The organism is Alteromonas naphthalenivorans (assembly GCF_000213655.1).
GTDB classification, from domain to species: Bacteria; Pseudomonadota; Gammaproteobacteria; order Enterobacterales; family Alteromonadaceae; genus Alteromonas; species Alteromonas naphthalenivorans.
Window position 1 is genome coordinate 1,165,615 of the sequence record NC_015554.1, and the last position, 13,326, is coordinate 1,178,940.

Below are 13,326 nucleotides of genomic sequence, written 5' to 3' on the forward strand. Positions count from 1 at the left end.
TTAGACCAGTTTTGTTTTTTCCATTTTACTGTATTGTGGTCTAATAGCGCGCTATATTAGGTGGTTGTACTAACGTAGTGCGTATTTTTCTCTTGCGCTACAATAAAGTAACCGAAATATTCATGTAGTATTGACACAAAGCACGAATGAAAAAACAGTGTCGGTGCGCTAATAAATATAAAGGATTCCTTTTCCATGAGCTGGATTCAAAAAATTCTTCCGCGTACGCAAACATCCACAAAAGGTAATGTACCTGAGGGGATTTGGACAAAATGCGGCTCTTGCCAAGCTGTGTTGTACAAAACTGAGTTGGAAAAACTTCAAGAAGTTTGCCCTAAATGCGATCATCACATGCGTATTACGGCCCGTCGCCGTATAGACGGTTTTCTTGATGAGGGGGATCGCGTAGAGCTTGGCGCTGAATTCGAACCACAAGATATCCTCAAATTCAAAGACTCAAAGCGTTATAAAGACCGGATTGTAGCCGCGCAAAAGCAAACCAATGAAAAAGACGCCTTGGTTGTTATGCAGGGCAAACTAAAAGGTATGCCGGTTGTAGTAGCCAGTTTCGAATTTGCCTTCATGGGTGGTTCAATGGCCTCTGTGGTAGGTGCTCGCTTTGTTGCCGCAGTAAATGCTTGTCTTGAAAACAACACACCACTAATTTGTTTCTCTGCCAGTGGCGGGGCACGTATGCAAGAAGCGCTTATGTCGCTAATGCAAATGGCCAAAACTTCTGCAGCATTGGCAAAAATGAGCAAAAAAGGTTTACCTTACATTTCTGTGTTAACAGACCCAACAATGGGCGGCGTTTCTGCCAGTTTAGCGATGCTAGGTGATGTTAACGTTGCCGAGCCAAAAGCCTTGATTGGTTTTGCTGGCCCTCGTGTTATCGAGCAAACAGTACGCGAAAAGTTACCACAAGGTTTCCAGCGTAGTGAGTTCCTTGTTGAGAAAGGCGCTATTGATATGATTGTTGACCGCAGAGAAATGCGTGATAAATTACACGGCTTGTTACTTAAGCTGCATCATCAGAATTAGTGAATACACAAAAAAATCAAAATACTGGCTCAACAACCACGTTGAGTCAGTGGCTTTCTCATCTTGAATCTATTCATCCAAGCGCCATTGATATGGGGCTTGAGCGCGTTAAATCTGTGGCAAATGCCATGGGTATCCATCTAAAAGACGCTTTACTTATTACCGTTGCCGGTACTAATGGTAAAGGCACGACCTGTCGCTTGTTAGAGCAAGCTATGCTTGCGAAAGGTAAAACCGTTGCGGTGTTTAGTTCTCCTCATCTAGTGAGTTACTGCGAACGTGTGCGGCTAAACGGTGAATTGGCTGAAGAAGGCGCATTTTGCCGTGCTTTCGAGCTTATCGAAAAAGCCCGTGGCGATATCACGTTAACCTATTTTGAATTCGGCACCTTGGCTGCAATGAAAATGATGCAGGATTGGGGTGTTGATGTGGCCGTATTGGAAGTGGGGCTAGGGGGAAGGTTAGATGCCGCTAATATTCTTGACCCAGATTTAGCCATTATTACGACTATTGATCTTGATCACCAAGACTGGCTGGGTGATACCCGCGAAGCAATTGCTCGTGAAAAAGCCGGTATCATGCGAAAAAATGGTAAAGCTGTTATTGGCGAGCTTTTACCGCCAAGTTCACTACGTGACGTTGTGTCCGAATTAGATGTTGATGCTCGATGGGCGCAGCAAGACTTTTTCATCGTTGAGAATACCGCACCTAACAATAGCCTTAGCGCTAGCACCAGTCGAACGTGGCAATGGAAGGGTAAGCATACTGAATTTACCCAGCTGCCATACCCGCATATTCCGCAGCAAAACGTGAGTACGGCACTTGCGGCACTAGAGTTATTAAACTTACTGCCAGATGAAGCAGCGATAAAGCACATTATTGCCAATACCCGTTTGCCTGGGCGCCAACAAGAAATTAGCCAAAATCCGCTAGTGGTGGTGGATGTCGCGCATAACCCCCAAGCGACCAAAGCAATGCGGGAATGGCTTAAACGTTACCCCGCAAATAAAATACGCGTGGTAGCGGGTATGTTAAAAGACAAATCTATTGTAGAAACCCTTGCGCCTTTGTCGTCGCTGAATGCACAATGGTACTTAGCAAGCACATCAGGGCCTCGAGGCTGCGATGCAGACGTACTCGCGGGGGCGCTTTTGGATGCTCAGCTTGATAAAAGCTATATCAAAACCTTCAGCGATGTGACGAATGCTTATAAAGCAGCTCGTAATGATTACCAAGAAGGCGAACTTATATTGGTCTTTGGTTCCTTTGTTACCGTGGCTGAAGTGTTAGATTATACCAACGCAAATGAACAACAATAAAATCGAACAATAAGTTCAACAGGAGATAATAGTGACGTCGGCATTAAAGAATAGACTCGTGGGCACCATCATCATTGTGGCGCTGGCAGTTATTTTTTTACCAGACTTTCTCGATGGCAAGAAGCAAACCAATAAAGAACCGTTTGTATCTGTTCCTGCAAGTCCTCCTAAGAAACCCATTGTAGAGCCCGAAGCCTTTCCTAGTGAGCGGGTAGCTAAAGCGGCACAGTTGCCCGTTACGGTAACAGACGACAAAGCGCTGGATGATGAAGGCGCACCGTCTAATGTGCCTAGTGAGACTCAAGCGTTGCCTGAGCCGGTAGAGGCTAAAATAACGGCAGAAGACACTCTTGCCAGTCAAACCATTGTTGAAGCACCAGATTCATCTACTGTGGATGACGCAGGTTGGGTGATACAACTAGGCAGCTTTCGCCATGAGAAAAACGTAAAGTCATTATTGAATAAGCTTGAGAAAGCTGGGTATCGTGCGTTTAGTCGCCGGATAATGACTAACTCTGGTCCGCTCAACAAAGTGTTTGTTGGCCCAGACTTAGAAAAACAAAAATTAGAGGCAGCATTGCCCCATTTACGTGAACTCACCGACCTGAAAGGTAAGGTCACCACGTTTAAAGTAGAATAGTGTAAACCGATAGGTACACAGCACTTTCTACACCGTGAAAATCAGAAGCTAAAAATATTACACATTGGTAATTTTTCCGGCTTCTGTTAGAATGCGCGCCATCTCGCCAACGGCATGTCGCTACTAACAACTTCCGCGACTATAACGCAATTAAGAGACAATGAACTGGGTAGACTTTTCCATATTGGGTATCGTTGCGGTATCTACCTTAATAAGCCTTATTAGAGGGTTTGTTAAAGAAGCCATCTCTCTTGTGGTATGGTTTGGCGCACTCTTTATTGCCAGCCATTTTTATGCCGACTTAGCCGTATATTTTACTGCCATCGATGATTTGTATCTTCGAAATGGTGCTGCCATTGCCGCGTTATTTGTATCAACTCTGATGCTAGGCGGCATGTTAAATTTTGCAATTGGACAACTGGTTCAGGCTACAGGCCTGTCAGGTACCGATCGCGTTTTAGGCATTGTATTTGGAGCGCTCCGCGGCGTACTTATCGTTAGCGCGCTTCTCTTTTTCATGGACACTTTCTCTGCCGCTGCCTCATCGCAGTGGTGGCAAACGTCGGTACTTATTCCCGAATTTGGTGTCATTATTGAGTGGTTTTTCACATATGTGAAAGGCTCCTCCAGTTTCTTAAATCCCGCTTGATATAGGTAACGCACATGTGTGGTATTGTCGGAATAGTTGGTAAAACACCAGTAGCTCAGTCTTTGTACGATGGTTTAACGGTAATCCAACATCGTGGACAGGATGCTGCTGGAATAATGACCATCGACCAAAATATGTTTAATTTGCGTAAGGCAAATGGTTTGGTTCGTGATGTATTTCATACGCGTCATATGAAGCGTTTATCGGGTAATATGGGTATTGGGCACGTTCGCTATCCTACTGCGGGCACCTCAAGTTCAGCCGAAGCTCAGCCTTTCTATGTGAACTCACCGTTTGGTATTGCGTTTGCACACAATGGTAACTTAACCAATGCACACGATTTGCAAGAAGAAGTATTTCGAATTGCCCGTCGTCATATTAACACCACATCTGATTCAGAATTGTTGTTAAACATTCTTGCTCACGAGCTACAGCAAGTGGCAGGACTAAGTGTTACCGCTGAACATATCTTTGAAGTAGTTACTAAAGTACACAAGAAAATTCGCGGTGCGTACGCGGTTGTTGCCGCTATTATCGGCCAAGGTATTGTGGCATTTCGTGACCCACACGGCATTCGCCCGTTAGCGCTAGGTAAGCGTATGACAGAGCTTGGCGAAGAGTGGATGGTAGCATCGGAAAGTGTGGCACTGGATGCCGTTGGTTTCCAATTCATCCGCGATGTGTCGCCAGGTGAAGCCGTGTACATTACTGAAAATGGCGAGCTTCATACCAGACAGTGTGCCGAGAACCCCATTACTTCGCCTTGTATTTTTGAGTTTGTGTATTTTGCACGCCCAGATAGCTTTATCGACGGTATCTCAGTTTATGCGTCTCGCGTGAATATGGGTCGCCGATTAGGTGAAAAAATTGCCCGTGAATGGAGCGATTTAGACATCGATGTTGTTATTCCTATCCCTGAAACGTCTATGGATGTGGCACTGCAAATTGCCAACACCTTAGAGTTGCCATACCGTCAGGGCTTTGTGAAGAATCGCTACATTGGTCGTACCTTCATTATGCCTGGCCAAACTATGCGTAAGAAGTCTGTACGCCGCAAGCTAAACGCTATCTCGTCTGAATTTAAAGGCAAGAACGTGTTGTTAGTTGATGACTCTATTGTTCGAGGTACTACATCTGGCCAAATTATTGAGATGGCCAGAGAGTCTGGTGCTAAGAAGGTATACTTCGCCTCTGCAGCGCCTGAAATACGTTTCCCTAACGTATATGGTATCGACATGCCTTCAGCCAACGAACTGATTGCCTATGGCCGAGAAATCGATCAAATAGCCGACCTTATTCAAGCTGACGGTCTTATATTCCAAGATATCACTGATTTAGTTGAGGCAGTGCGGGAAGAAAACGATTCAATTCAACGTTTTGAAACTTCAGTTTTCGACGGCAACTATATTACCGGTGATGTAGACCAAGACTACCTTGAACGTATTGATATTTCGCGTGGTGAGAAGTCTCGTGAAGCGCCCATTCTGCAAGCAGAGTTGAGCAATTTAGATATGCATAATATCGATTCTAACGACTAGGATAATCGTCAGCAGATAGTTATCGCTATGTGCTGTAGTTGTAAAAAAAGCCGCTAATAAGCGGCTTTTTTGTGTTTATTATTTTATGGCTGAATAGGTAAAGTAAATTACAATTTTTTATTCGCTAGCTGGCGAAAATAGGGCCTGTTGTAATACCCCACAATAGTACTGCGCCAGTCATTAAAATAACCATTAATACTAGCCCACAGGTAACCACTGAGCTGGAATAGATAAACCCTTTTTCTTGTGGCAATTGTAATAACAAAGGCACACCAGAAAAAAGTAGGTAGACTGAATAGCTTACACCTACTAATAGTGCAGCCATTACCACCCAAAGCTCTGGATACAAACCAGCAAAACCCACCATAAATAATGGGGTAGCGGTGTAAGCGGCTAACTCTAGTGATTGCGTGAAAGTGGTGGTTGATTCAAACGCTTTAGCTAGCTCATGAATGACCACTGCCAAGGCCACTACGCCAGCAACTAAGCCGAAATACATACCCGTCGCCATTAATAGCGCACTGCTTTCGCTTAATTTGATGAGATCTCCGCCCATACTCCAACCTGTGTAAACAGTTGAGTAATACGCCACAATAGTGGGTATTAACGCAATAATAGCAATGTGGCTAAATGCGTAGAAAAAAGTTTCCTGGCGTCGATCGATATTACGGCATTCTTCTTTTGGATGTGTGTACATCCCAATAACATGGTTTAAAAGCATTGTCCTTCGCCTCTGAGAAAGTCTGAAGAGTATTATTTTTTATAAGAATCAATGTTAATACTAAAGTATAAAATGCAACATTTAATTTACACGACAATTTTGCTACAGGATGATGAATCAGTCAAATAAATAGTGTGAAAAATAGGTCTTAAAACGCACTTATTAATCTATTTGGGTGGGGTGCACCAAGATGGGTCGAAATCAGGCTGTAATTTAAACGAATTGAAGGCTAAATAGCTTAATTGATATAAGGATTATCTTAGGTAAGGCGGTGCTATCGACCCGGTTAGCCGCGTAAAGAAGAGCAATTAGGTAAGTGCAACCAAGTAAAAGTAATCAGGTAAGAGCATCAGACGAGACTAATTAGTTGAGAGCAACCAGATAAGAGCATTCAAATAACTAGAGAAGAACATCCAGACAAGAAAAAGGGTATGAATAAAAATAAGTAAACAAGACTCAAAGAGAAAAGGTGGCGATAAACGATGAGTTGAAAGCGTGACATGACACCACGCATTATCAACTTCCAACCCTTCATTTTAGAAAGCCTGTAAGGGCGTTATAAATACCTTAAGCTGGAAGCCCGCTATGGAATTTAAAATCGCTGTCATTGGTAGTGATTAATTCAGCCTCTACCTCACCAAAGTACGCAATTCTTTCTGAAATATCTTTGCCCGCGATATCGGTGGCCAGCGACAAGTAGTCTTGATAGTGCCTAGCTTCAGAGCGAAGCAAGGAAATATAAAATTCACCAAGCTTTGCATCTACGTGGGGCGCTAATTTTGCGAATCGCTCGCAAGAGCGGGCCTCGATATAAGCGCCACATATGAGTTTGTCGACTAAGGCATCTGGCTCGTGAGTTTTAACATGCCTTAGTAACCCTTTTGCGTAGCGCGAAGGGGTGATGCTTCGATACTCAATATCGAAATGGTCCATCATCTCCAATACTTGATAAAAGTGATGTAACTCCTCTTTAATTAGTAGCACCATTTTATCAACAAGGTCTTGGCCATATTTTGAATCAGAGCGTGGGATAACAGATTTCGACAGTTTATTTTTCGACGGTAAATCTCGCCAGTCACCTTCGCGTTTATACACGTATTGCTCGAAAGGTTGTAGCCACGCCAAAAGGGCATCGCCACTTTCTTTATCGACGGCATATTTTCGAATAAGAAACATGGCCGATTGAGATGCTTTAAGCTCACAAATCAAATGATCTAAAAGCAGCATGGAAAAGTTTTCAGGCTTGGTAGCTTCTTCAACCCATGCACCTGGTGTTGTAGCGTGTAAAAACGTATTTATAGGGGCGAGTAATTCTGCTGTATTCACTGTCTTTAAAACTAAATTAGGGCCAACGTAAAGTATAATTGTACCACACTAGAGGCATCGGCTGGCGATGGAAATGCACGTTATTATCATTGCACTCTCAACTATAACCTTCGCAAGCATAGCCCTTTTCAGGTATAGCCCCCTGAAGCATCGCCTCCGCAAGTTGTTTGCTAACTATGATTTTTTGAGTTGATAACATCCTCTGCTTTAGCTGCTCTAACCACATCATGAAATAGCAGCATATCTAAATATCGCATTGAGGCACCCTGATAGAACCCGGTTTCACTTACAAAGGTTTTTGGGTTTTTAAATGTTCCAAAAATAATGTCAAAAATAGGTAAGTCTGAGTAATTGTAACGATGCACTCCCTTCTTGTGGTGAAAGGAGTGGCTCTCTGGCCTTTGGATAAAAAATCCTAACCATTGGGGCGTACTAATATTTGTGTGCTGAAAGATAGCTAAAAACGAGCTGAAGAATAGAAAGTATGTACTAGCCTCTGGGCTAACGCCCGCAAATACTACCAAAGCCAGACTGCTTAGTGCTGTAAAACCAATCATATCGAATGGACTAAAATAAAAAGCACCAAATGTATCGATGCGTTCTGCGCTATGATGAAATTGGTGAAATATTCGCCATAGATACCGATTTTCATGAATAGCACGATGCCAGCCGTAGAGTAAGAGTTCGAACACCAAAAGGGCAATAATACAAGCCGCAAACGGATTCATATCGGTAAGATCGAACAGTTGATATTGATAAAGGTGAGTGTCCCATATAAGGGGCAAATAACTTGATGCGTAGAAATATATTACAAAGGTCAATAACGCTCGCGCCTGCCAAAACTTAGTTGGCGGCAACGCTCTTGCAGGCCTCAATGTTTCGACCATGATAAGTAATAAGTACAAAGCGAAGAAACCAAGAGATATCGGATCTAGAAGTATAGCTAAAGGGGTTGGCATGTATTCCTCCGGTAAGCGTTAATAGATGTTGCCAAAAGTAGGTGCTATTTTAAGGTCGGCTGGGTGGAGAAACTTAAGGTTTAGATAATGATTAGCTAAAAAATAGCTAATCATTATGTAACTACAGCGCAGTGACGTTAGGTTATGGCTCTCGCGTTACTAATCTTTTCAAAATAGCGGTGAATAAAATGATTTACCAAGTGGCAGATTTTCAGATAGACACAGAAAACTTTGTCATCGTAAAGCATGGCGAGCCCCTAGCGGTCGAGCCTAAGGTTTTCGACTTAATTGTTTATCTTATTGACCATCGCGACCGGTTAGTAACTCGAGATGAGTTATTTAAAGAAATTTGGGCTGCTAGAGAGGTTTCAGACACCACACTTAGCAATCATATAAAAGCCGCAAGAAAGCTACTTGACGACAATGGTGAGATGCAAAGGGTCATCACTACGTTGCGAGGTAGAGGTTATCGATTTGCCGCGACAGTAACCCAGCTCAAAAACACGCCTACCTCTGAGCAGGCTTCAGCGAATAGCAATTCAACGTTAAAACAGCCTGAGGCTTTATTAAAGTATCTCTTTTCAAAGACCTCTGTGGTCATTTTCTTTACCTTACTGCTGGGTTTAATTTTTATTACTTTCTACAGGGGGGCAGCAGAGACTAATAACCAAAATAGTCAGCCATATATTTTAGTATTGCCGTTTGGCATATCAAGTGATGACGACAAAAAATGGCAACCCTTTACGGAACAAATAACCAGAGAAATGATTACAAAATTTGGCCATTTACCCGAACTTCGAGTTGTACCTTCATCTTCAGCATTCGTTTTTAAAAACGATAAATCGTTTACGAATATTAGAACCAAAATTCCAAGCGTTACGCATGTTTTAGACGCGACTGTGAACGTGAGTTCGCAGGGAAACATTAAAGTTTCTGCTACGCTATTTAGCCTTGAAACCGGCGCGCTTATTTGGGATCAAGCTTTTTTAGGGCAAGTTAATGATAGGAATTTTTTCTCAATTCAATCTGAAATTGCCAGTGGCGCAGCATCGTCTTTGTCGGTTGCCATTAGCCCTAAAATGGAAGAGGCACTGTATGCGTTGCCTACTAATAATGTAGCCGCTTATGAATTATACGTAGAGGGGCAGCAGCAGATGAATCTGTTAAGCCATGAGCCTTTGCGTAAATCCATTGAGCTTTTCAGTGGTGCTATTGCACTTGATCCTTCTTTTGAAGCTGCCTATGTTGCAAGGGCAAATGCATATCGTTTGATAATGTCTTATTTTGACACTCCCAGTGAAGTACTTCCAATGGTGGTGAGTAGCGTGCAAGGTGCGCTAGCGGTCTCGAGTAATAACGCAGATGCGCTATCGTCACTGGGTCTTGCCTACGTATTTGCGTGGAGGTGGAATGATGCTTGGAAGGTGCTTAATGCCGCGAAATCCCAAAACTCCGAACTGGTGTTAACCGAGCTAGGTTTCGCCCTATATTACGCTGGCTTAGGGGATGTTGAAGGTGTCAAAAGAGCGCTAAGGCAGGCCGATAAGCTTGATCCGTTAAATGTTGAGTTAGCAGATTGGGGGCATTGGGCATTGGCAATGGTAGGTGATTTTGATGCAGCGGTGGCCTGGGCTAGGGTCAAAATAAAGCAACACCCTCGGGTAAGCGTATTATATAGCGGAGCGAGTGTTTCGCTTTCGTTAATGGGGGAGCACGAAGAAGCTATTGCGTTTGCTCAAAAAGGAGTAGCGCTCGCTCCACAATATCCGTTTGCTTTAATTGCACTGTCTCAAGCATATGGTTATGCAGGTGATAAGCACAAAATAGCGCCGCTATTAAAGCAGGCCGAAACGTTAAACGCATTTATGTGTCCTTATGAAACCGCGATAAGTTACATTATTCTGGACGAATTTGATCGCGCATTCGAGCTGTTGAATAGTGCAATTTCATCACGTTCAAACTGCCTGGTATTCAGCCGGTTCGACTCTCGCCTTTCACCCATAAGGCAAGATGAAAGGTTTGAGGCTCTACTAAACCAAGTAGGGTTGGACGATGTCTCCATAGCCAGCTATCAACGCTGACGTTAAACCATGTACCCCACATTCCTACAAACTTTATTTGTAACTTTACGTATAATGGAACAATGAATTATCTAGCACACCTTTTTTTAGCCCAACCTACTGCCGATTCTCACTACGGGAATTTACTTGGCGATTTTCGCAAAGGTGTAGCACTCGCCACGCTCAGTAATGGCGTAAGTAAAGGCCTAGAAAACCACTATACAGTAGATAAGTTTACTGACAGTCATGCTAGCGTAAAACAAGCAAAAGCGTTGTTTAAACCAGAGCACAGGCGTTTTGCACCTGTGGCGATAGATATGCTGTTCGATCATTTATTAATTACGCATTGGACGCGATTCTCTACCATTCCATTTGAAGCATTTTGTGAGCAAAGCTTTTCATTATTGGAAAAGAAGTTGCCTGTTATGCCCACCACCATGCAGCGTAGTGTTTCTCATATGATTACGCACAACTGGTTTGCAGACTACGCGGAGTTTGAAGGGATAGGTTTCGCTATACAGGCAGTCGCGAAGCGTATACGATTTAAAAATGATTTTGCTCAATGCGTGCAAGATATAGAAGCAAACTTCACGCTCTTAAATAGCTTATTTCTAGGCTTTTTTCCTGCCCTAATTGAACATGTTCAGCAACACGGGCCTGAGCGCGGTACTCCCAGCGGACTTATCACGGTTTAGATTCGATCCTCGGCAAAAATACCTGCCGCCACCAACTGTTGTAATTGGTATTGGCATTGTGTCCTAAGGGTATCTCTTAGCAACCTTACGGCGGGCGTTATGGATTGTCTACTAGGGCAAATTAGCCATAATTGGGTAGGCTTAACAATATAGTCAGGCATTAAGGCAACTGCGCGGTTATTAAGTAGGTCGTCGCACATGTCCAAACTAGACTTTACTGCAAGGCCATGGCCATTCACACACCATCTTCGCACCATGTCGCCGTCATTAGCAGCACGGTTACCCTGCATTTTAATTTTCACGGGTTGATTGTTGCGGGTAAGCTCCCACTCGTTATAAATAATATCGTGTAGCTGATAAAAAAGGCCGTTGTGTTTAGGTAGGTCTTCTAAGGTTTTTGGTGTGCCGTGCTGTTTTAAATAAGCGGGGGAGGCTACCAATAACCTAGGCACTTCACATATTTTAAAGCCGTATAAACTGGCATCATTTGGCGAACCGTAACGAAGGGCGATATCAACAGGATCGCGATAAAAATCGATGTTGCTGTCGCTTAAATGCAGCTTCATGCTAATACCAGTATGCTCATCCATAAAGCGGTTAAGCCAAGGGGCAATAACATTGCGGCCTAAATCTGACGATAAGCCTATGCGTAATTCACCCTCAATATTTCCTGTATCTTCTTGTAAGTTTTGCTTTGCGTGTTCAAGCATGGTGATGGCTTGCTCGCAAACAGGTAAGTAACGCTCACCCGCAGCAGATAGGCGAAGCGAACGAGTTGTTCGAATAAAAAGGTCGGAACCTAGCGTACTTTCAACTCGCTTAACCGCAGCGCTCGCGGTTGCTGTGCGCATGTCTAAGCTAGATGCTGCTGCAGTAATACTGCGAAATTCAGCGACCTTTAAAATAACAATGAGATCTTCAAGCAACATAGATTATCTATTTTCTATTGAAAATGTTTCAAATATTGTGCTGTTTAATTTGAAACAGTCAAGGCGTATTATATTCTCATGGCATATGAATATGCACATTCGTTCAGTATTTTACTTAAGCAGAAGGGGATTTCTCGATGAAAGCAATTGGATACACTACATCTTTACCTATAACAGATGAAAACGCACTAACGGATGTAGAGCTTGCCAAGCCTGCCGCGTCGGGACGGGATGTCTTGGTGAAAATCAACGCAATTGCCGTTAACCCAGTAGATTTTAAAATTCGCCAACGTGTGTCGCCTGAAAATGGTGAACCTAAAATTTTGGGGTGGGATGCGGTAGGTGAAGTGGTTGAAGCTGGTAATGATGTAGAAACCTTGAAAGTAGGTGATAGAGTATATTACGCGGGCGATTTAACACGCCAAGGCACCAATGCTGAATTCCAGTTAATAGACGAACGCATTGTTGGCCGTGCTCCGAAAAGCTTGTCTGATAGCGAAGCGGCGGCATTACCGCTTACCGCGATAACTGCATGGGAATTATTGTTCCAACATTTGGCGCTTGAAAAACAACAAGCGGGTAATCCCAAGAAAACTAACGAAACCGTGTTGGTAGTAGGCGCGGCTGGCGGGGTTGGTTCAATCATGCTTCAACTGCTAAAAACCTTAACCGGTGCTACGGTTATAGCCACTGCTTCTCGTGAAAGTTCTATACAGTGGGTGAAGAGCTTGGGTGCTGATTATGTCGTTAACCACCGCCAACCATTAGCTGAACAAATTACTGCGCTAAATATTGGGCCAGTTACACATGTGGCAAGCTTGAATGCCACTGATGCATATCTCGATGCCTACGTAGAAATAATGAAGCCTATGGGTAAGATTGCACTTATTGACGACCCTGAAGCGTTAGATATTTCAAAGCTCAAGCCAAAGAGTATTTCTTTACACTGGGAGTTTATGTTCACCCGTTCAATGTTCCAAACAGAAGATATGAGCGCCCAAGGTGAGTTGCTATCCGATGTTGCCGCGTTAATTGACGCAGGCCACGTAAAAACGACAGTAGGTAAGCATTTGGGTAAAATTAATGCGGCGAACTTAATTGAAGCGCATAAAACCCTAGAAGCAGGCACAGCAATTGGAAAAATCGTTTTAGAAGGTTTCTAACTTGTTTGTTGGGGGACCGCATATCGAGTTTGATGTGATAAAACTAGCTCAATGCAATGTTGACTAGCGAAACATAACGTATTCAACGTGGCGTACTAAGTGGTACGTCACGTTTATCATCCTATTCACGTTTTTATTTAGAACCTGCCTATGCAAGATTTTTTAGTAAAAATACTACAAATGGCTATATTTCGGACAAATAGTTGGTTGTTTTTGCGTTTTCTCGCAGTGGTCAGCTTTTATACCTTAGAGGTTCTGTTATTGTACTAATCCTCAATTCGCTATC

At 43.3% G+C, this 13,326-nt stretch carries 12 protein-coding genes; 8 read left to right on the forward strand and 4 right to left on the reverse strand.

Translation table 11 applies throughout. The features are described 5' to 3' along the window. The first annotated feature begins 195 nt into the window (after nucleotides 1-195). From accD to purF, 5 genes are all read left to right on the forward strand, one after another. Nucleotides 196-1,041, forward strand: coding sequence for an acetyl-CoA carboxylase, carboxyltransferase subunit beta (gene accD / locus AMBT_RS05030; protein ID WP_013783502.1), 846 nt, complete (start codon nucleotides 196-198; stop codon nucleotides 1,039-1,041). Next, nucleotides 1,041-2,360, forward strand: a complete 1,320-nt coding sequence (gene folC, locus AMBT_RS05035; protein WP_013783503.1) for a bifunctional tetrahydrofolate synthase/dihydrofolate synthase — start codon at nucleotides 1,041-1,043, stop codon at nucleotides 2,358-2,360. The genes accD and folC overlap by 1 nt, the downstream gene beginning before the upstream one ends. 31 nt (nucleotides 2,361-2,391) lie before the next feature. Then, nucleotides 2,392-3,000, forward strand: a complete 609-nt coding sequence (locus tag AMBT_RS05040; RefSeq protein ID WP_013783504.1) for an SPOR domain-containing protein — start codon at nucleotides 2,392-2,394, stop codon at nucleotides 2,998-3,000. 160 nt (nucleotides 3,001-3,160) lie between these two features. After that, nucleotides 3,161-3,649 (forward strand): CvpA family protein, encoded by a 489-nt coding sequence (locus tag AMBT_RS05045; protein WP_013783505.1) that lies wholly within the window; start codon nucleotides 3,161-3,163, stop codon nucleotides 3,647-3,649. 14 nt (nucleotides 3,650-3,663) lie between these two features. Beyond that, on the forward strand, nucleotides 3,664-5,187 hold the full coding sequence (purF, locus tag AMBT_RS05050; RefSeq protein ID WP_013783506.1) for an amidophosphoribosyltransferase: 1,524 nt from the start codon (nucleotides 3,664-3,666) through the stop codon (nucleotides 5,185-5,187). A gap of 124 nt (nucleotides 5,188-5,311) precedes the next feature. On the opposite strand, the gene AMBT_RS05055 is transcribed toward purF, so the two are convergent. The 3 genes from AMBT_RS05055 to AMBT_RS05065 form a co-directional block, all read right to left on the reverse strand. Beyond that, the gene (locus AMBT_RS05055; protein WP_013783507.1) at nucleotides 5,312-5,908 is read right to left on the reverse strand and encodes a Yip1 family protein; all 597 of its coding nucleotides are present in this window, start codon (nucleotides 5,906-5,908) and stop codon (nucleotides 5,312-5,314) included. A 567-nt stretch (nucleotides 5,909-6,475) separates the two neighbouring features. Then, complete coding sequence (gene miaE / locus AMBT_RS05060; protein WP_013783508.1) at nucleotides 6,476-7,234, reverse strand: tRNA isopentenyl-2-thiomethyl-A-37 hydroxylase MiaE; 759 nt, start codon at nucleotides 7,232-7,234, stop codon at nucleotides 6,476-6,478. A gap of 170 nt (nucleotides 7,235-7,404) precedes the next feature. Further along, nucleotides 7,405-8,193, reverse strand: a complete 789-nt coding sequence (locus AMBT_RS05065; protein WP_013783509.1) for a sterol desaturase family protein — start codon at nucleotides 8,191-8,193, stop codon at nucleotides 7,405-7,407. 188 nt (nucleotides 8,194-8,381) lie between these two features. Between AMBT_RS05065 and AMBT_RS05070 the strand changes: the two genes are divergently transcribed. Next, nucleotides 8,382-10,274 carry a transcriptional regulator gene (locus tag AMBT_RS05070; RefSeq protein WP_013783510.1) on the forward strand — a complete coding sequence of 631 codons (1,893 nt, stop codon included), beginning with the start codon at nucleotides 8,382-8,384 and terminating at the stop codon, nucleotides 10,272-10,274. 62 nt (nucleotides 10,275-10,336) lie between these two features. Next, nucleotides 10,337-10,948, forward strand: coding sequence for an acyl carrier protein phosphodiesterase (locus AMBT_RS05075; protein ID WP_013783511.1), 612 nt, complete (start codon nucleotides 10,337-10,339; stop codon nucleotides 10,946-10,948). Here AMBT_RS05075 and AMBT_RS05080 read toward each other — a convergent pair. Further along, nucleotides 10,945-11,877, reverse strand: coding sequence for a LysR family transcriptional regulator (locus tag AMBT_RS05080; RefSeq protein WP_013783512.1), 933 nt, complete (start codon nucleotides 11,875-11,877; stop codon nucleotides 10,945-10,947). The two genes, AMBT_RS05075 and AMBT_RS05080, sit on opposite strands and share 4 nt — an antisense overlap. Before the next feature lie 137 nt (nucleotides 11,878-12,014). Here AMBT_RS05080 and AMBT_RS05085 point away from each other — a divergent pair, with 137 nt between their 5' ends. After that, on the forward strand, nucleotides 12,015-13,040 hold the full coding sequence (locus AMBT_RS05085; protein WP_013783513.1) for a zinc-binding alcohol dehydrogenase family protein: 1,026 nt from the start codon (nucleotides 12,015-12,017) through the stop codon (nucleotides 13,038-13,040). The last annotated feature ends 286 nt before the right edge of the window (nucleotides 13,041-13,326 follow it).